The sequence below is a fragment of the Streptococcus dentapri genome, assembly GCF_042649885.1.
In the GTDB taxonomy this organism is placed as follows: Bacteria; Bacillota; Bacilli; order Lactobacillales; family Streptococcaceae; genus Streptococcus; species Streptococcus dentapri.
This window is the reverse complement of record NZ_JBHSAC010000045.1, coordinates 1-18,431: the sequence shown is the minus strand read 5'-3', so window position 1 is coordinate 18,431 and position 18,431 is coordinate 1. Positions and strand designations below refer to the sequence as shown.

The window sequence follows — 18,431 nt, the reverse complement described above, 5'->3', positions numbered from 1 at the left end:
CTTTATCGGAGACTTTATAGAAATTTATCTCATAAAGTATCTCTTTATTTAGGCAGAAACTTAAATAGAACCAGGGAATCAATCACTAAGAAACGGACTGAAAATTACATAAAAAAGAGTAGGACAATTGATTAGGTTGGCCGCTATCATTTGTCTAGCAAGGGATAAGGACTGCCAATCAATCCTTGCATTAATTTGGTAAAGCTAGAGCAAAACAAAAAGGCAGGACTTTTGTCCCAGCCTCCTTTAGTTGTCACCAAGATAGTATTCAGCAGTAACATTCAAGTGTTCATCAAATTCAAATACCAATGGTGGGAAGTTTGGAATTTCAACATCCATGATTTCATCATCTGAAAGACCCTTGATATGTTTCACAAGGGCACGGATTGAATTACCGTGGGCACCAACGAAAACATTTTTACCATCAACAAGAGCTGGACCAATTTTGTCTTCCCAGAATGGAAGTGCACGCTCCAAAGTGACTTTTAAGTTTTCAGCATCTGGAATAACTGAGTTATCCAAATGTGCGTAACGACGGTCTGTATGAGCTGAATTCTCATCATCTTTAGCCATGTCTGGTGGCAATATGTCGTATGAACGACGCCAGATATGAACTTGCTCATCTCCCCATTTTTCAGCAGCTTCTGCCTTGTTTTGTCCTGTCAAACCACCGTAGTGACGTTCATTCAAACGCCATGATTTTTCAACCGGTACCCAAAGCTGGTCAGAATATTCCAAAGCTAAGTTGGTTGTCTTGATAGCACGTTTTAAAACAGATGTAAAAGCAACATCAAATTCAATACCAGCTTCTTTAATCAACTTACCAGCATCAATAGCCTGCTGAGTCCCTTTTTCAGAAAGATCCACATCAGCCCAACCAGTGAATAGGTTAGCCTTGTTCCATTCTGACTCACCGTGGCGAGCGAAAACCAATTTTACCATTACAATTCTCCTTCTAAAATTCCAAGCTTATAGCCTGTTTACATTTTCGGCCTCAGACCGTTTACCCTTATCATTTTACCGAAAATAGCTTAAAAAAGCTAGTCCTACATTAAAAAATCTTTTCTTCGCTAGAGAGAATAACGAACATTCAGCTGAGCAAGTAAAAAAGAGTTGCTTTTTCTCTTCTGTCATAGTAGAATAATCAAAACATCTACATCTACCAAGGAGAATTATGATTTCAACTGCTACAAAAATTGCTGATTTTAACTTTGGTAACTGCCTTATGAATGCAGCCGGTGTATACTGCATGACACGTGAGGAGTTAGCTGAAATTGAGGCTTCGGCAGCCGGTTCCTTCGTTACCAAAACCGCAACCTTGGAAGCACGCACAGGTAACCCCGAACCCCGCTACGCCGATACACATTTGGGTTCCATCAATTCCATGGGATTGCCTAATAAGGGCTTCAACTATTATCTTGATTATGTCACTGAGCTACAAAAGCAAGCTGACACTAAGAACCACTTTTTATCCTTGGTTGGTATGTCTCAAAAAGAAACTCACACAATTCTTAAGCAGGTTCAGGCATCTGATTATCAAGGCTTGGTTGAGCTGAACCTCTCCTGTCCCAATGTTCCTGGTAAACCACAGATTGCCTATGATTTTGAAACAACAGAAGAAATCCTAAGTCAGGTCTTCTCTTACTACAAAAAGCCTCTAGGCGTTAAACTACCACCTTATTTTGATATTGTCCACTTTGATCAAGCTGCTGCTGTCTTTAATACATTTCCGCTAGCCTTTGTTAATTGTATTAACTCTATCGGTAATGGTTTGGTAGTTGACGATGAAGCTGTTGTCATCAAACCTAAAAACGGCTTTGGCGGTATTGGCGGTGACTATGTCAAACCGACAGCTCTAGCTAATGTCCATGCCTTCTATCAGCGTTTAAATCCATCTATCCAGATTATTGGTACCGGAGGTGTCAAATCTGGTCGCGATGCTTTTGAGCACATCCTTTGCGGAGCTAGCATGGTTCAGATCGGAACAGCCCTCCATCAAGAAGGTCCTGCTATTTTTGAGCGAATCACCAAGGAACTCAAAGATATCATGGCTGATAAGGGTTATGAGACATTGGAAGATTTCCGAGGCCAGCTCAAATATATGAACTAATACCTCATAGAAAACTGGACTTGCTTAAGAGCAGTCTAGTTTTTTTACACTTCTCTTTAAACCTTTTTGCTATAATATGAACATAAAAAAACAAGGAGGTCTGTCATGTCTAAATTATTATCACCTGCTCAGATAGCAGGATTATCTCTAAAAAACCGAGTTGTCATGCCACCTATGTGTATGTATGTTGTTGAAAAAGAAGACGGTAAGGTAACTCCTTTTCATCATGCCCACTATGGAGCACGCGCTATTGGTCAAACTGGGTTAATTATCTTGGAAGCTACTGCGGTCGAACCAGATGGTCGTCTGACCAAAAATGATTTGGGTATCTGGAGCGATGAGCATATTCTAGGTTTAAAAAAGCTCGTCGACGAGCTACACTCTCTAGGTGCTAAGGTAGGCGTTCAATTAGGCCACGGTGGACATAAGGCACAAGATGCTCTTGATAAAATAGCACCAAGCGCCCTTGCCTATAATGATAATTATGGTAAACCCCGTGAAATGACACTGGAAGATATTAAACGTGTTCAGAAATCATTTGTAACAGCGGCTGGGCGTGCTCAAGAAGCCGGATTTGATATGATCGAATTACATGGCGCCCACGGCTACCTTATCAATCAATTTTTAGAACCACTGAGCAATCATCGCTTGGACGCTTACGGTGGCAGTTTAGAAAACCGCTACCGTATAGTAGGAGAAATGCTGCCTGCCATCAAAGATGCCTTTGCGGGTTCTATCTGGATTAGACTATCAATGACAGCTTATGATGAGACTGGTCAGCAAAACACCATCACTGATTGGCAAACTATCGGACGCTGGTTAGAAAGAGATGGTATCGACTGTCTGGATATTTCAACTGGTGGATTGATGGAACTCCAACCCAACATTCCCATTTATAGCGGTTATCAAGCCCCCTACACCAATCATATGAAGCAAGCTGTCTCTATTCCCGTCAGTGCAGTTGGATTGCTAAATGCTCCAGAACTGGGAGAATACCTATTGCAGACCGAGCAAGCTGACCTCATCGAAGTAGGGCGCGGTCTCATTCGCAATCCCAACTGGCCTGCGGAGGCAGCGACGGTCCTGCATGACCACGACTTTGAAGTCTACAATAACTCTTATAAACGCGGTCAGTTCAAATAAAACCTTCTACAACTAATTAAAGCCCGGAGCTAACAGCCCCGAGCTTTATTAATTAGGTTAGCGAATCAAAATCAGTATCATCATCCTCTTCTTCATCGCCATCCATTTTTTTATCAAATTCAGCCTTTTCTTCTTCTGTCATTTCTTTGGGCTTGAACATTTTAAGCATATAACCAAAGATTACAAACTTAAGAAGCGAAAATAAGACTAAAATAATCACTACGATAATAAGTGTCTTTTCCATCTGCTTTTTGCACTTCTATATTAAATTAAAGATTGAAAAGAAAAGCTGGGAAATTGTCCCAGCCTATCTAGTTATTAAGAAATCTTTCTTATTTAACTGCGTCTTTAAGAGCTTTACCAGCTTTGAATGCTGGAACTTTTGAAGCTGCGATTTTGATTTCAGCACCAGTTTGTGGGTTGCGGCCTTTACGAGCTGCACGTTCACGAACTTCAAAATTACCGAAACCGATCAATTGAACTTTTTCACCTTTTGAAAGGAAGCCTTCAATTGAAGCGAATACAGCATCAACTGCTGCTGCTGAATCTTTCTTAGTCAGTTCTGTTGCTTCTGCAACTTTTGCAATCAAATCTTGTTTATTAGCCATTTCACTAATCCTCCAAATATTATTAAGCCTGTAAGTTATACTTACGACCTTAACAGAAACTATCATATCTAATTTTCCTAGCTAGGTCAAGTAGAAAACGTTAATTTTAGCCCTTTTTCTTATAAATATCAAAGCTTATTCGGTCATTCACCAAGTTAAAGTCTGTAGCCTTGACATAAATTCCTGCCTCATTATCCATTTTGGGAAGGTTTAAGATAATAGCTGACTTCTTACTATCCACTTCAACAAAACTAGGAAGATCATAGCTCGAAGCTATAAATTTCAAGACATCCGATACAGGCAGAGACAGGGTACCGGCTGATACAGAGCTAACATCAAGCTGAATACTACCGTCATCAAGAACGACTGGTGTAAAGTGGACATATAAGGGCACATTGTAGCCTAGTAAGGTATAAGTTCCCTCAAACAGGACATCACTTGAGGTTGCTGTAAAACTATAGCTGTTATTTTTCGTTTGATACTGCTCCAAATATGAAGCTACCGTACTATTCACCTCATCGCGCGATGAGGTGAAGGTTCCAACTTTGACATCTGATTGGCTAACGGCAGTAGAGGGAGAATGACCAGTGCTTTCCTTTAGAGTTCCAATTCTCAGCAAGACCACCCCAACAAGAGCAATATTAAAGGCAAGTAGAGCTAGAAAGCCCCACTTCCATACGTTTTTTTTACCAGTTCTTCTTTGTTTCATTGATTTTCTCCAAAGCAGCATTTGCCATTATTTGATAGCCTGTGTTATTAGGATGGAAATGGTCTTTTTCAAAAAGGACATCATTTATCACCTCTGACTGATCATCAGATGTAGACTCAGTAATCCCTCCTTGCCCATCGATTCCCCTATAGAGTTGATCATTGATAGGAACGAAGTAGACATTATCATATTCATCTATAACCGTCTGAGTACTCTCATTCCAGTTATTAACAACGTCCTGCATCTCAGTCATATCAGGAAAGTTTAGATAGAAAGGATTATAGATACCATAGATGTAGATGGGCAAATCTTTATTTTCTTGACGAGCCAGCTTGATAATCTTATGCAAGCATTCCTGATATTTTTCGGCAGGTCTTTTAAAACTGTCGACACTCAAATCCGATAAATTTTTTCGGATGACAGCCATAACATCATTACCACCGACAGTCACAGTCATCATATCGGCTTTTTTCAAATCTTTTTGAATATTAGTTTTCTCTTGCATTCGTTTGAGAATTTGATTGCTAGTATTGCCGGATACTCCATAATTTTTTGAAGTAACCTTGTAATGATAATCCGTTTCTAATTCTCGCGATAAGATGGGAACAAAACCGCCCTGTTCAGTCGAATCACCAACACCTTCGGTCAGTGAGTCACCAATAGCAACATACTGAAAAGATTTAATTTTACTATGAGAGTTGGTAGCTGAAATCGACAAGCTGTCATCTGCCCTTGGAAGCAAAAGATTGATTAGGACTGCAAAAACTATAAGACAAGAAATGAAAAAGGCTGGTGCTAATAATTTTTGCTTATTCATAACGAACCATCACTGCAAAAGCATCTTCACCCGTATGGGTTTGAATAATCGATCCCGTTTCCATGACAGAAATATGATCTCCTGCTAGAAGTACTTCCAGCTTTTCTTTCATTTGATTGGCCCAGTCGGGGTTCCCAGAGTAGGAGATACCGATTTCAGCTACCGGTCTTTGTTTGGCATGTTCAATAAAGCTGTCCAACCATTTGACAAAAGTCTTATGACCGCGACCCTTGACTACCGGATTTAAATTACCATTCTTAAGCTCCATAACTACACGAATATTTAACAATGATGATAACATTCCTGAAACGCGGCCAATCCGACCACCCTTAACCAGATTCTCAAGTGTAGACACACCGATAAACAGTTCAGATTTCTTACGGACTTCTTCAACTTTAGCGAGAACTTCCTCTAGGCTATCACCTTGTTCAGCTAAGATAGCGGCTTGAACAACTTGATGTTTCATCGATTGATCTGTAAAAGTTGAATCAATAACCGTCACATCTGCTCCAGCAATGACGGCCCCCTGACGAGCCGCTTCTACGGTACCTGATAGGCTGTTGGTGATATGGATAGAGATGATGTGTTCTGCACCTTCCTTGACCAAATTTTCATAGACCTCAGCAAAAAGCCCAACCGGTGGTTGACTGGTTTTGGGCAGCTCCTTGCTCTCTCGCATCAAATGCAAGAACTTCCCTTCGTCTTTTAGGTCATTATCATTGTAAACAACACCATCAATCATCACTGATAGAGGCACAACAGTAATTCCTAAACTTTCGACCAATTCTGGCTCGATTGTAATTGATGAATCAGTAACAATTTTAATTTTAGACATTGTGATTCCTACTTCATTCTTTCTAATAAATCATTTCCATTATATCAAAAAATAAGAGGTTTTGGAGATTCTATGAAGGATACTCCATCTAATTAACCAAAAAACACCTAAGTCCAGATGCTGAAATCAGCTTAAGTGTCCGCTTAATAAAATAAATTGATTAACACATTTAAGAAAACAAGGGCAGAGCAAATAGGGTAATGATTGAGGAAACACCCAAGGTTAATGAATTTTGCCCCTTTGAAATGATACAATAAATTATAAATCAGAAATTCAAGATTGTCTAGAGTAGCAAGAAATCTACCAAGAGCGATAGGAACAGAATACAAAAACTCTCTATCGCTATAAAATAGCTGGCTATAACTAGAGAAGAAAAGCGATTGCGATATCTTAGTTTTTCGAGATTACTTTCTACCATACCCTCCTCACCTACTTGAGACATTATTTATGCCATGGTAAGCCAATCTACATCTTGTTAGTGAAAAAACATCTTTTTACCAGCCCTATCAGTAATAGTCAATTTAACTTAAAAAAAGACTGTTCTTCCCTTTAACTTCCTGAATATCCCTCAGTAGGGATAAAGAAAAATTTATTCCTCAGCACAGAGCCATTCTATTGCTCCCCTCAATAAAGAGCAAACCTGTAGGTTCAAAAGATACCTTATAATTAATATAGTAGACCATCAAGACCATGAGTTATTACCCAAGTCATTGCTAACAGTAAAATTAAGCTCATCAGAACTGTATTCCGACTCTGCCTTAAGCGCATTGAAGGTCTCTAAACTGTATGTTTTAGCAAACATAAACAATAAACCGTATTAAGTACATCAATATGAATGAGCCTGACAAGCCAATTTTCTGACAAAAGGGCTACAAAATAGAATAACTTTCCAGTTAAAAAGAAGTGACTGGCCAATTAAAAGGGCGTAAAACCTATAAAATCAGCATTTTGGGGGTTATGTTTTCCTATTTAAATTCTGTAACAAACTCGACATATTTTTTTAATCTAAGCTCATGTTGGAAAATTTTTATAGAAAGCAGATAGAATAATCTGCTTTATTTAACAAGGATTATGCTTCCTTTTTTTGAGACATAACCTTGTTAAAAAGGCATTTTACAACTTTTTTTGAGTTTTGATAATTGGGGAAACTGTGATAAAATATTTCACTGTTACAATAAAATTTAGATTAGATAGGAAGTATTATGCAAAAGAATACATTCAGTAAACGTAGAACAAAATTCGCAGGCCTCTGCGGTGCTATCCTTGCTACGGCAACTGTCGCTGTAACTGCTGGCACAACCGTTCAAGCCGATGAAACTTCTCAAGCCACTGATACAACTATAGCAACCCAACAAACAACTACAGCAGGTACAACAGCTCAGGAAGATCAAACACCTGTTTTTGAAACTGAAACAGCTTCTGTTGCTACTCCTGTAAATAATGAGGTTGCGGCAAATTCAGTTGCTTCATCTCAAGCGGAAGTTAATGCTCCTGTTGTGCAAGCTGCTCCTGCTACTACTCAAGCACAGACTGCTCCAGCTTCAGCTGCTAGCGAAAATACCAACACTGCTACTAATAATAAGCCTGCTTCAGCTGCAGGTGTTTATACTAAACCTGAGAATACTTCTGAATACGGTAGTGTTGATTTTGACACTACCTTGAACAACGCCAGCAAGTCTGCACCTGTTACAGAAATCACTTATAATGGTTCTCGCGATGAATATATCACCGTTGATGATCCTAATCAAGCCTACACTCCAAATCCAACGGCTATCACTCAATATTTGAACGAATATTTACAAGAATTACGTCAAATCAACGGTATCAGTGTTCCGGTTCCAGATGCCAATACTTTGATGAATGACTTCGCTCAAGCGCGTGCTAATGAAGAAGCTGGTGAAGTTAATGGTATTGATCACCAAACAAGCCTTGCTTTTCCAAGTGGTGTTACTATCTATTCTGAAAATGGTCACCAAGACCAACTCAGCTCCATCACGCCAACTGTTAACGGTCAGTCACTAGGGTCTGATAAAGCAACTGCTTATTATTTAGCACTTAACTGGTTCGCTGATTACTTTAATATTGCTAGCGGTACCGGTGAAGAGGCCTTTGGTCATGCTATCAGTATTCTATCCAACAGCGGTGATGGAATGAGCGTTGGAATTGCCAACGGCACTGGTGCAGAAAGTGATATGTTCTATGCTATGTTAGAAATCGGTAGCAATAGCAATGTCAGAAATGACAGTGGATTCACTACTGCTAAAGGCGCTGACGGCAACTGGGTATTATCTTACAATGGCCAGCAGGTTAAATTCTTACCAAGAACAATCTTTCATTATGTCAGCCAAAATGCTACAGCGGCTACTCCTGAAACACCCCAAGCTGGTGATAACCCAGCAGCCAATCCAACCGATCCAACCACCGATCCAGATGCTGGTAACGCAGGTGCAGGCAATGGTCAAACTGCCACTACTCCTACTGTACCTACAACAACAGTGACACCAAAAACTGCTGACCTTACTAAGGCTGGTATGGGCAGCACCAATCCAAGCAAACAAGAATCCCTCCCAACAACAGGTGATTCTAAGCAAGGAGCTATCACTGCACTCGGTACAGCTCTAGTTATGGTAGGTGCTGGTCTTATTGCAACACGCAAACTAAAATCTGAAGACTAATTTCATTTAGGTAAAATATATAAAAAAGCAGTTCATTTATAAAGAACTGCTTTTCTTATTCCATCATACCAGCTTGAAGTTGGTACATTCTATAGTAAATTCCTTTTTTCTCTAGAAGTTCTTCATGGTTTCCACTTTCAACAATGTGCCCCTTGTCCAAAACGTAGATGCAGTTGGCATCTTGAATTGTTGATAAACGGTGGGCAATGGCAATGGTTGTACGCCCTTCACGCATTTTTTTAAGAGAAGTCTGAATGATATCTTCTGTTTTAGAGTCGATGTTGGCAGTAGCTTCATCCAGAATAAGAATCTTGGGTTGACTAGCAACCGTCCTTGCAAAGGCTAGGAGTTGACGCTGGCCCGTTGAGAAAGTCGAGCCTCTTTCGGTAACAGGCTCATCATAACCCTGAGGCAATTGTCTGATGAAGTCATCCGCATCAACAAATTCTGCCGCTGCTTCTACATCCTGATCACTGATATCTTGGTACATACGAATGTTAGATTTAATGGTGCCATGATAGAGAAAAGGATCCTGTAGCACTAAACCAACTGACTTGCGCAATTCTTCCTGAGAATAGTCGCGAATATCATGACCATCTAGCAGTACCTGACCAGATTGAAATTCATAGAAACGCATAAATACATTGATAATTGAAGATTTTCCTGAGCCAGTTGCCCCAACAAAAGCGATGGTTTCACCCTGTTTTACCTTGAAACTGATATTATCTAAAATCTGATGATCACCATCATAGGAGAAACATACGTTTTTAAATTCAATACCACCACGACTAACCTCCAATGATTGATTATTGTTTTGCTGTGGTTCATAATCATCACGATCAATCAAGGTAAAGACCCGACCAGCTGATACCATTGAGGTTTGTAGGGTTGAAAAATTCTGAGTAACTGAAATCAAAGGATCAAAGAGACGGTTGATGTATTGAATAAAAGCATACATGAGACCAGCTGTAACACCAATCGTCTGCCAAGTAAAGCCAAAATAGGCCATCAGGACCACATAGCCCAAAAGCTTCAGTAGGGACATGGCCGGACGCAGGAAGATGCTGTCTAAGAGTACCGAGCGATTAGCATAGCGCAGATGATCCTGATTGATAGCTTCAAATTCATCCTGGAGACGCTCCTCTTGTCGAAAGGCCTGTATTACTCGGATACCTTCAATAGATTCTGATAGTTTGGTATTGATATCACTGAGGAGACTGCGTGTCGTTTCAATGACCGTCATTGATTTCTTGCGGTAAAGATTAACCAGTATAAAAATGAAAGGCCAAAAAAGGACAACAATAGCTGTCAGGCGGATATCCAATACAATCATTGTATAAAGGGTAGTCGCAAAGATGAAGATAGCCGAAATGAAACTAGACAGGATACCAGAGAACATCTGACTAATCGCCTCTGTATCATTGGTCAGGCGCGAGACTATCGAACCCGCAGAAGTCTGGTCAAAATAGGACATCCCTAGACGCTGGACATTATCAAAAGCATCTTGACGGATATCTCTGACAATGCTATAAGCCACCTTGGAAAAGAGATAATTTCCCACATACGAGAAAATCATCTGTAACACATAGAGTAGAAAGTATCCTAAAAGTATCAGAAGGGCAAGCTGGCTAACCTGCTTGATATAATGGTCAATAAAATACTCAGCAACCAAGGGAATGATGGTCTGAACAACCGTTGTCAGAAGTAGGAAGGTGAGCGCTACCACTGTCAGCCACTTATAGGAGCTGAGATAGTGCGTCAACCGTCGAAAGACAAGTCTTTGACTCATAGGCTCTTTAGTTTTCATTAGAGGCTTCCTCCATTTCAAGTTGCTGGGATTCATAGGTGCGAGCGTACCATCCATTCTGGGCCAAAAGCTCCTCATGACGACCGCGCTCAACAATCTTTCCTTTATTCATAACTAGAATTAGGTCACTGTGAACAACCGCGCTGAGACGATGGGCAGTGATGATTGTCGTCTTTTGCTGACGGCTCTCTTTCAAATTGTCAATAATAGCGTGTTCGGTCTTTGCATCAACTGCCGATAAAGAGTCATCTAAAATCAAAATTTCTGGGTTCATAATCATGGCCCGAGCTATGGCAATCCGTTGCTTTTGTCCACCTGATAAGGAGACACCTTTTTCACCGATAAGAGTATCAAAACCATCCGGCATTGCCATGATATCAGCATAAACATGAGCGAGTTTGGCGGCAGCTTCAACCTGCTCTAAACTTAAATCAGGATTGGAAAAACTAATATTTTCTAAAATGGTCATGGCAAAGAGAAATTGGTCCTGAGGAACGTATCCCATCAGACTACGCAAATCAGATAGACTATAATCTTTAATATTATGCCCATTGATACTGATGGAGCCGACCGTTACATCATACTGGCGCAGGAGTAATTTCAAAAGCGTGGTTTTGCCAGAACCCGTCTGACCAACAATACCGAGGGTTTCCCCCTTATTGAGTTGAAAATGAATATCCGATAAATTTTCCTCATCCTCATATTGGAAATGATCGATATCATAAATAATAGGACCGTTTTCTATTTTATCAAGTGGAGACTCGTTTTCTACAACATCGCTCTCTTGCTCTAAGAGTTCTGAAATACGGTCATAGGAAACATTACCACGCTGGCTAATATTAAAAAGAAAACCAATAGCTTGTAAGGGCCAAACTAACATATCCAAATAGGTGATGAAGGTTACCAGACTACCAATAGTTACCAAACCAGCTGTTATCATATAGGCCCCTACCAACAAAGTCAATACATAACTGGATCCTACAAAAAGTAGGGTTACTGGTGAAAACATACTATTATAACGCATGCTGATAATATTTTTATCAAAGGTCATCTGATTAACTTGAGCAAAGTTAGCTGACTCCTGCGCTTGGTAACCAAAAGACTTAGTCACCTTAATTCCAGAGACACTTTCCTGAACCTTGTTATTGAGGTCTGAAAAAGCGGCTTGGGAAGCCTTGAAAGATTCATGATTTTTGCGTCCCAAACGACTAGTTGCTAAGACCATCAACGGCAAAGGAATAATAGCAATCAAGGTCATCTGCCAAGAGATGGAGAATAACATAGTAAAAAGGGTTACTAAAGCTGTTATTGAGGCATCAACTGCCGACATAACCCCTCCTCCTGCTAACATAGTTAAGGAGTTGATATCATTGGTAGCATGCGCCATGAGGTCTCCTGTTCGATATTTCTGAAAGAAGGATGAGGACATCTTGGTGAAATGCTCAAACAATTGACTGCGTAGAATCTTCCCCAGACGATAAGAGGTTCCTAGTAGATAGATTCTCCAAATCAGGCGTAAAATATACATCCCAAAGGCAATTAGAAGCAAGATGAACAATTTAAGCAAGAGCTCACTTACAGTTAAATTCTTAATCTCAATCGAGTCAATAACCTGTCCCATCAGTTTGGGAGGGATTAGATTGAGGACACTGACCATGCTCAGTGATAAAATTCCAATTAAATAGCGGCGCTTCTCCAAACGGAAGAACCACCAAAGTTTTTTTATAATTGACATAATAGCCTTTCTTAATGACTGGTAAGCTAATTAAGTTATATTTAGCAGCTTATGAACTTAAAGCCATAACAAGAGCCTGAAACAAAATGTTCCCAGGCTCCTTTAAAACAATTTCCATTAAAATTTGTCATTGATGACTAATAGGTGGTTTGATAGCTCGTATGTGCAGACACTAGTTCTTAGTCTTTTGACTCTTTAGTTTTTCCTATAGTAACTACTATAAATTGTAACATAGGCAGCCCCCACAGGGCAATTAATCCGCCCAGAGTATTGGTAATCAAATCATCAACTTCAAAAACACGATTGATATCGAGCACAATATCTAAAATAACCTGCATCAACTCGATACCTAAACTGATTAGAAAACTCATCTTCAAGACCAAGCGCCAACGGCGCCAATCTTTAAAAAATCCTAAGAAACCTAACATCAATGGTGTCAGTAGAAAAATATTGCTGATATTTTGACCGATAATCCAAAAAAGTTTTTTAAAATTATCCAACTGTCCAATATTTAGAAAGGAATTAAAAGGAACCAACAAGACTGGTACTCTACCAATATAAAAAATATTGGGTGTATGAACACCTTCTACTCCTATAGGCTGGGGCGAAAAGCAAAGAATTCCTAAACAAAATATATAGCCAACCAGTAACAACCAGATTAATTTACGTCCTGAAACTGTTAGCTCTCCTTTTTCATCAAACCACCTAGACATTATTGAGCCGCTCCTGCTACCGCTTTTTGACGGTCACGTTTCATAGTATTGGAACGCAACTGGCCACAAGCAGCATCAATATCAGTACCGTGCTCTTGACGTACAACACAGTTGACACCATTCTTTTTAAGGACATCGTAAAAGGCATCTACACGTTCCTTGGTTGAACGGCTGTACTGATCGTGTTCTGATACTGGATTGTAAGGAATCAGGTTGATATATGATAACTTACGGATTTTCTTGGTTAAATCAGCCAACTCTTGAGCATTTTCGGGACTATCATTGACTTCATTGAGCATAATGTATTCAAAAGTCACTCGACGATTCGTCGTTTCGATATAGTATTCAATAGCGTCAAAAAGTTTCTCTAAGGAGAAGGAACGATTGATGCGCATGATACTGGAACGCAGATTGTTATTGGGTGCATGCAGCGATACAGCCAAATTGACCTGAATGCCTTCATTAGCAAACTCGCGAATCTTATGAGCTAAACCAGAAGTTGACACCGTAATATGGCGAGCACCGATGGCCAAACCATTGTCATCATTGATGGTTCGCAAGAATTTGATGACATTATTATAATTATCAAAAGGCTCACCAATTCCCATAACAACCACATGACTAACGCGATCACCTTCTTTACGGTCATCTAGGTATTTTTGAACCAACATAATCTGAGCAGTGATTTCACCATTGTTAAGATCACGTTGCTTCTTAATCAGGCCGCTAGCGCAAAAAGTGCAGCCAATATTACAACCCACCTGAGTTGTCACACAGACTGAGAGACCATAATGCTGACGCATTAGAACCGTTTCAATCAGCATGCCATCTGGTAACTCGAACAAATACTTAATGGTACCATCAGCCGACTCCTGAACAATCCTCTGTTTGAGCGGATTGAGGCAGAAGTTATCTTCCAGCTCAGCAACAAATTCTTTGGACAGATTGGTCATCTCTTCAAAGGATTGCACGCGTTTTTTATAGAGCCAATCCCATATTTGGTTAGCACGAAACTTTTTACTTCCGTGTTCAATTACCCAGTCAATCAACTCGTCCCTAGTCAAGCCATAAATAGATGGTTTAATTTCCTTTTTTTCTTCAGTCATGATTCACTTTCCTTCTTTCTAATAGTGAAGTGCTGGTTATGATCCTTGTTAGAAGATGGTTGTGAAACCTCATTCTTTTCCCAATGTTTTTGATCAGATTTTTTAGGCCCAGTCTGTTCCTTACCCTTAAACTGTTGGTAGTGCTTAGCGGCTTTATACGGTTGACGGCGTTTACGATTATCACGACGTCGAGGTCTCTTATCTTCTTTGTCTACCTTGAATTCTTTAGGCTCAGAATTTTCCAGAAGAAAATAGGCGCAGCCAAAATTACAATATTCTTTAAGATAGTCCTCTAAGCGACTGATTTTGCTATCATTTTTGACCGGTTTCTCATTTTTGTAAAAGCCTCGCAAACGCAATTCATCACTGGACCAATCACCTAGAATATAGTCATACTTGAGTAGGATTTCCGAAAAACGTTGCTGAAAATTTTCCAGTTTAAAACCCTCGCGATAATTCTCAACCAGCTCTAGGCTAATGCCTTCAGATTTGACAAGATTATCTGAGATGGTAAAGATAGGTCCCGGAAATTTATTGTAGTTCAGCATGTCGGGGGAAATGTTTTTTCTCATCCTTTTCCTTTCTCTATGGCTTTTTTATTTTTATTAGTCGAAAAATACTTTCTACTTAGCCTTACCATTATACACCATTTTATTCTATTTGTAAGCAATTGCAGATAAGTAAGGCACTTAGCTGAGCGGACAAAAAGAAAAGAGCAAACTCCTAGGGCGATAATAGCCTAATGGGAATTTGTTCCTTTCTTAACGATGAGTTTTTAAATAATCAATAGCATCTTGTGCATTTTTGACTGGAACGATTTTCATTTTAGTACCAATATCTTTGGCTGTCTTTTTGGCTTCTTCATAATTATTACCATTAGGATAGTATTTTTTCTCATCCTTTTTGATAGCATTATCAGGAACAAAGAAAAGATCTGTACCAGAATTGGCTGCTGAGACCACCTTTTGGGCTACACCACCGATATCACCAACTGTTCCATCCTGTTCAATAGTTCCGGTACCAGCAATCTTGCGACCTTTCATCAAATCCTCTTGATTGAGTTGATCGTAAATCGACAGAGTAAACATAAGACCAGCACTTGGTCCTCCCACACCTTCAGTTGAAAACTCAATCTTTTGATCCGATTTGACTTCCGTATGATCGGTCAAACTGATACCAATACCATTTTTACCGTTGCTCAGCTTGATGACCTTACCATCAGCTGATTTTTTCTTTCCTTCCCTCATATATTGCACACTGACTTTAGATCCAAGCTTTAAGCTACTAGCGTACTTAATCAAGTCTTTAGAACTCTTGAAAGTTTTGCCATTGAGGCCTGTCACTGTATCAGCAATATTCAGAACCCCTTTGAAGGTTGAATTATCTGCCACAGACAAAACATAGACACCTTTATAGTCGAGTTTAACTTCTTTTTTTGCTAGTTTGAAGGCTTGATAAATTGCTATGTTTTGTGAATTTTCCATATAGTATTGATTCATCAAATCAAAATCCTTCGTACTAGCACCGCCGGTCATTTCATCAGCTGAAACAATATCGGTATAAGGAGTCAACCAAGCATAGACCATCTGGAAAATCGTTCCGCGACGAACCGATACCGCTACAAAATTGTAGGATCCTTCATCCTTATTGGTTTGACCATCAACCGTCAGAACCTCATTGATATCATAGGCACCACCCGGTGTCTCTACATAATAGGGAAGGGGGAAAAGGAAACAAAAGGCTAACAGCAAGAGGAGGATAAGCCCACTAATCCACCATTTAAAACGTTTCACAAAGGGCCAAAAGACCTTATTCTTTTTAGTTACTCTTATTTGTTGCACTTGTGTCATTCATTTTCTCCAATTCTAAGGCGACAACTTCCGGTACATAAGCGGTCACATCCACTCCAAAATGGATCAATTCACGAATTCGCGAAGACCTAACTTGGGCATACTCCGACGCTGTCACCAAGTAGACTGTCTCAAGATCAGGTGCTAAACCATGATTAAAATAATCCATACTAGCTTCATAGTTCAAATCCTGCTCATTACGCAAACCGCGGACTAATACGCTTGCTCCTAATTCCTTGGCAACGTCTACCGCTAAGTGATCCTGAGAAGTAATAACAGAAACATTGGGGAGGTCTTTTACAACCTGCTCCATCAAGTACTCACGTCTTTCAATTGAGAGAAAGCCTTGCTTGTCTTTATTAAAAAAGATTCCCACATAAAGCTGGTCAAAAAGCTTGCTGGCCCGCTGAATTAAATTCAGATGACCCTTGGTTACAGGATCAAAAGAGCCTGTAAATAGAGCGATTCTATCTGACATAAACTGTTACCTTACTGATTCCATATATTTTTTGTTTCCAAATTCCTAGATGACCGATTTCTTCTGGCAAGTCAACATTTTTATCTGTTTCACAAACCACCATAACATTCTGGGGCAAAAGGTTGTATTCTTGCAAGGTCGAGATGTTACTGACAATTTCTTCTTTGGCATAAGGAGGGTCCAGCAACACCAAATCAAACTGACCTGTTAGCGAAGGCAAAACCTCCCTAGCATCCCCTTTTATTAGCTTAAATTGCTCTTGTGATTTGGTCATTTGAATATTTTCTCGAATGATGTCTTGGGCCTTGCGATTTCGTTCTATCAATATAGCCTCTGTCATACCACGGGAAATAGCTTCAATCGCTAGACCTCCACTGCCGGCAAACAAATCCAAGACCCTTCCTCCCTTGAAAAAAGGCCCAATCATGTTATAGATAGCACCTCTCACCTTATCAGAGGTAGGTCTCGTTGTTTTTCCTTCCAGTGTTTTCAGCGGTCGACCGCCAAAGGTTCCAGCAATAATTCTCATAAAAGATATTATAACAAAATTTCCAAACTTTGCGGCCAATGAAGGATTTAACAGTCCTTTACTTGTGGCTCTACTAGATCAATCATTTCTTTAGTCATCCGACGTGGGCCCCTCACTGTTTTAACCCCATGAGCTTTCAAAACTTCCATAGAAAGACTAGCATCATCAAAGGTCTTTATCCGTTTGATTTCCATAAGTTCTTTAATGGAGGAATTCTCACGATAATTATTATTGGGAATATGAACATCCAAAACGCGACAGGCATAGCGAACAGCTTTAACAGGTGCTGTCACATAAATAAAGACCCAATCTCCCTTTTTAATCTGTGCTTTCTGAGTCCATTTGATGATATCTGTAGCTGCAAACTCCGCATCAATGTCATAATATTTGGGATTAGCAGGAATCAACCAATAATCTGAACCATTTTCTACCTTATAACCTTTGGGACCGACTAAGTCACGGCTCCTATCAACTAGCTCATAAAGAAATTCATCAGCCAATTGACCATCTAGCACAATGGAAATCCAAGACTTTTTATTCATGTGATAACTGGGATAAATACCATCTATATTAAGTAGCTCTTCTAAACGCTCCTGCTCCTTATCAATTTTAATATTGACAACTTCTAACTCATGCTCTAATTCCTGTTGAGTTAACTGACTTCGATCAAAATCCAACTTGCCTAATTGGAGATTAAAAATCAAAGCATACCACTTGCGATTAGCAGGGTGACGGTAGGAAGCATACTGGGGATACTTGGTAAAAGGATAATCAAACTGATCGCCATATTTTTTCTGCAAATGCTGAGCCAGCCGATTAGTTTGGTCAAAATTAAAAGGTCTATCTTCAAAGCAGGATTCAGCAATCTCTATCAACAGTTTTCCATAGGCTTCCCGCACCTTACCGACATAATTTCCCGTGCTACCGAGCACATAAATAGCAGTATATTCTTCATCCAAATCCTTGTCTAGCAAACGACCACTAACTCGACCGGTTCGGTCTATTTCGATCTGGGCTTGGAAGTTTCTATCCATGATATCACGACTATATGTATACCCCTTATCTGTTAACATAAACCCAAAAGCCAATAATTTGTTAAAATTCACTCTTTTACGCTTAAAAAACTCATCCTCAAAAGCCATACCTAGCTCCTTAAATAAAATCATTAATAAAACTTAAACCGCACCTCTTAAGTTGGATACGAAAAATCCAACTTAAAAAACAGTACAAAACAAGTGAGCCATCGGCACTGCACCCACATAATGGGACAGAAGAAAAACACATTTATGCGGCCAGTTTTCTGTACTCTACAGGAG

18 protein-coding genes are annotated in these 18,431 nt (G+C 39.7%); 3 read left to right on the top strand and 15 right to left on the bottom strand.

Annotation, left to right across the window (positions count from 1 at the left end):
• Positions 1-246 precede the first annotated feature (246 nt).
• Positions 247-942 (bottom strand): phosphoglycerate mutase, encoded by a 696-nt coding sequence (locus ACFOSE_RS04965; RefSeq protein WP_380431255.1) that lies wholly within the window; start codon positions 940-942, stop codon positions 247-249.
• Between the two features lie 232 nt (positions 943-1,174).
• Between ACFOSE_RS04965 and ACFOSE_RS04960 the strand changes: the two genes are divergently transcribed.
• Entirely contained in the window at positions 1,175-2,110 is a 936-nt protein-coding gene (locus tag ACFOSE_RS04960) for a dihydroorotate oxidase (RefSeq protein ID WP_380431254.1), read from the top strand.
• Between the two features lie 105 nt (positions 2,111-2,215).
• Positions 2,216-3,253: an oxidoreductase gene (locus ACFOSE_RS04955; RefSeq protein ID WP_380431253.1), complete on the top strand. Its 1,038-nt coding sequence runs from the start codon at positions 2,216-2,218 to the stop codon at positions 3,251-3,253.
• Between the two features lie 52 nt (positions 3,254-3,305).
• Here the strand turns inward: ACFOSE_RS04955 and ACFOSE_RS04950 are convergent, their stop codons facing one another.
• The 5 genes from ACFOSE_RS04950 to ACFOSE_RS04930 all read right to left on the bottom strand — a co-directional run bounded on the left by ACFOSE_RS04950 (position 3,306) and on the right by ACFOSE_RS04930 (position 6,222).
• Positions 3,306-3,497 carry a hypothetical protein gene (locus ACFOSE_RS04950; RefSeq protein ID WP_380431252.1) on the bottom strand — a complete coding sequence of 64 codons (192 nt, stop codon included), beginning with the start codon at positions 3,495-3,497 and terminating at the stop codon, positions 3,306-3,308.
• 88 nt (positions 3,498-3,585) lie between these two features.
• Positions 3,586-3,861, bottom strand: a complete 276-nt coding sequence (locus tag ACFOSE_RS04945; protein ID WP_380431250.1) for an HU family DNA-binding protein — start codon at positions 3,859-3,861, stop codon at positions 3,586-3,588.
• A 106-nt stretch (positions 3,862-3,967) separates the two neighbouring features.
• Positions 3,968-4,570, bottom strand: coding sequence for a YpmS family protein (locus ACFOSE_RS04940; RefSeq protein ID WP_380431248.1), 603 nt, complete (start codon positions 4,568-4,570; stop codon positions 3,968-3,970).
• Positions 4,548-5,387 (bottom strand): SGNH/GDSL hydrolase family protein, encoded by an 840-nt coding sequence (locus ACFOSE_RS04935; RefSeq protein ID WP_380431247.1) that lies wholly within the window; start codon positions 5,385-5,387, stop codon positions 4,548-4,550. Before ACFOSE_RS04935 ends, ACFOSE_RS04940 begins: the two co-directional genes overlap by 23 nt.
• Positions 5,380-6,222, bottom strand: a complete 843-nt coding sequence (locus tag ACFOSE_RS04930; protein WP_380431246.1) for a DegV family protein — start codon at positions 6,220-6,222, stop codon at positions 5,380-5,382. Before ACFOSE_RS04930 ends, ACFOSE_RS04935 begins: the two co-directional genes overlap by 8 nt.
• A 1,202-nt stretch (positions 6,223-7,424) precedes the next feature.
• On the opposite strand from ACFOSE_RS04930, the gene ACFOSE_RS04925 reads away from it, so the two are divergent.
• Positions 7,425-8,897: a putative cross-wall-targeting lipoprotein signal domain-containing proteiin gene (locus ACFOSE_RS04925; protein WP_380431245.1), complete on the top strand. Its 1,473-nt coding sequence runs from the start codon at positions 7,425-7,427 to the stop codon at positions 8,895-8,897.
• Between the two features lie 55 nt (positions 8,898-8,952).
• On the opposite strand, the gene ACFOSE_RS04920 is transcribed toward ACFOSE_RS04925, so the two are convergent.
• The 9 genes from ACFOSE_RS04920 to ACFOSE_RS04880 all read right to left on the bottom strand — a co-directional run bounded on the left by ACFOSE_RS04920 (position 8,953) and on the right by ACFOSE_RS04880 (position 18,257).
• Positions 8,953-10,704, bottom strand: coding sequence for an ABC transporter ATP-binding protein (locus ACFOSE_RS04920; protein WP_380431243.1), 1,752 nt, complete (start codon positions 10,702-10,704; stop codon positions 8,953-8,955).
• Positions 10,694-12,439, bottom strand: a complete 1,746-nt coding sequence (locus tag ACFOSE_RS04915; protein WP_380431242.1) for an ABC transporter ATP-binding protein — start codon at positions 12,437-12,439, stop codon at positions 10,694-10,696. The genes ACFOSE_RS04920 and ACFOSE_RS04915 overlap by 11 nt, the downstream gene beginning before the upstream one ends.
• 179 nt (positions 12,440-12,618) lie before the next feature.
• Positions 12,619-13,152, bottom strand: a complete 534-nt coding sequence (locus ACFOSE_RS04910; RefSeq protein WP_380431241.1) for a VanZ family protein — start codon at positions 13,150-13,152, stop codon at positions 12,619-12,621.
• On the bottom strand, positions 13,152-14,258 hold the full coding sequence (gene rlmN / locus ACFOSE_RS04905) for a 23S rRNA (adenine(2503)-C(2))-methyltransferase RlmN (RefSeq protein ID WP_380431239.1): 1,107 nt from the start codon (positions 14,256-14,258) through the stop codon (positions 13,152-13,154). The genes ACFOSE_RS04910 and rlmN overlap by 1 nt, the downstream gene beginning before the upstream one ends.
• Positions 14,255-14,830, bottom strand: coding sequence for a YutD family protein (locus tag ACFOSE_RS04900; protein ID WP_380431238.1), 576 nt, complete (start codon positions 14,828-14,830; stop codon positions 14,255-14,257). Before ACFOSE_RS04900 ends, rlmN begins: the two co-directional genes overlap by 4 nt.
• Before the next feature lie 189 nt (positions 14,831-15,019).
• Positions 15,020-16,108 carry a SepM family pheromone-processing serine protease gene (locus ACFOSE_RS04895; RefSeq protein WP_380431236.1) on the bottom strand — a complete coding sequence of 363 codons (1,089 nt, stop codon included), beginning with the start codon at positions 16,106-16,108 and terminating at the stop codon, positions 15,020-15,022.
• Positions 16,077-16,586 carry a pantetheine-phosphate adenylyltransferase gene (gene coaD, locus ACFOSE_RS04890; protein WP_380431235.1) on the bottom strand — a complete coding sequence of 170 codons (510 nt, stop codon included), beginning with the start codon at positions 16,584-16,586 and terminating at the stop codon, positions 16,077-16,079. Before coaD ends, ACFOSE_RS04895 begins: the two co-directional genes overlap by 32 nt.
• Entirely contained in the window at positions 16,576-17,115 is a 540-nt protein-coding gene (gene rsmD, locus ACFOSE_RS04885; protein WP_380431234.1) for a 16S rRNA (guanine(966)-N(2))-methyltransferase RsmD, read from the bottom strand. Before rsmD ends, coaD begins: the two co-directional genes overlap by 11 nt.
• 47 nt (positions 17,116-17,162) lie before the next feature.
• Complete coding sequence (locus ACFOSE_RS04880; protein ID WP_380431231.1) at positions 17,163-18,257, bottom strand: MmcQ/YjbR family DNA-binding protein; 1,095 nt, start codon at positions 18,255-18,257, stop codon at positions 17,163-17,165.
• Positions 18,258-18,431 lie beyond the last annotated feature (174 nt).

Bases quoted from the DNA above. Each gene is read 5' to 3' on its own strand.
- ACFOSE_RS04965 (WP_380431255.1), bottom strand. From the start codon at position 942: ATGGTAAAATTGGTTTTCGCTCGCCACGGTGAGTCAGAATGGAACAAG.
- ACFOSE_RS04960 (WP_380431254.1), top strand. From the start codon at position 1,175: ATGATTTCAACTGCTACAAAAATTGCTGATTTTAACTTTGGTAACTGC.
- ACFOSE_RS04955 (WP_380431253.1), top strand. From the start codon at position 2,216: ATGTCTAAATTATTATCACCTGCTCAGATAGCAGGATTATCTCTAAAA.
- ACFOSE_RS04950 (WP_380431252.1), bottom strand. From the start codon at position 3,497: ATGGAAAAGACACTTATTATCGTAGTGATTATTTTAGTCTTATTTTCG.
- ACFOSE_RS04945 (WP_380431250.1), bottom strand. From the start codon at position 3,861: ATGGCTAATAAACAAGATTTGATTGCAAAAGTTGCAGAAGCAACAGAA.
- ACFOSE_RS04940 (WP_380431248.1), bottom strand. From the start codon at position 4,570: ATGAAACAAAGAAGAACTGGTAAAAAAAACGTATGGAAGTGGGGCTTT.
- ACFOSE_RS04935 (WP_380431247.1), bottom strand. From the start codon at position 5,387: ATGAATAAGCAAAAATTATTAGCACCAGCCTTTTTCATTTCTTGTCTT.
- ACFOSE_RS04930 (WP_380431246.1), bottom strand. From the start codon at position 6,222: ATGTCTAAAATTAAAATTGTTACTGATTCATCAATTACAATCGAGCCA.
- ACFOSE_RS04925 (WP_380431245.1), top strand. From the start codon at position 7,425: ATGCAAAAGAATACATTCAGTAAACGTAGAACAAAATTCGCAGGCCTC.
- ACFOSE_RS04920 (WP_380431243.1), bottom strand. From the start codon at position 10,704: ATGAAAACTAAAGAGCCTATGAGTCAAAGACTTGTCTTTCGACGGTTG.
- ACFOSE_RS04915 (WP_380431242.1), bottom strand. From the start codon at position 12,439: ATGTCAATTATAAAAAAACTTTGGTGGTTCTTCCGTTTGGAGAAGCGC.
- ACFOSE_RS04910 (WP_380431241.1), bottom strand. From the start codon at position 13,152: ATGTCTAGGTGGTTTGATGAAAAAGGAGAGCTAACAGTTTCAGGACGT.
- rlmN (WP_380431239.1), bottom strand. From the start codon at position 14,258: ATGACTGAAGAAAAAAAGGAAATTAAACCATCTATTTATGGCTTGACT.
- ACFOSE_RS04900 (WP_380431238.1), bottom strand. From the start codon at position 14,830: ATGAGAAAAAACATTTCCCCCGACATGCTGAACTACAATAAATTTCCG.
- ACFOSE_RS04895 (WP_380431236.1), bottom strand. From the start codon at position 16,108: ATGACACAAGTGCAACAAATAAGAGTAACTAAAAAGAATAAGGTCTTT.
- coaD (WP_380431235.1), bottom strand. From the start codon at position 16,586: ATGTCAGATAGAATCGCTCTATTTACAGGCTCTTTTGATCCTGTAACC.
- rsmD (WP_380431234.1), bottom strand. From the start codon at position 17,115: ATGAGAATTATTGCTGGAACCTTTGGCGGTCGACCGCTGAAAACACTG.
- ACFOSE_RS04880 (WP_380431231.1), bottom strand. From the start codon at position 18,257: ATGGCTTTTGAGGATGAGTTTTTTAAGCGTAAAAGAGTGAATTTTAAC.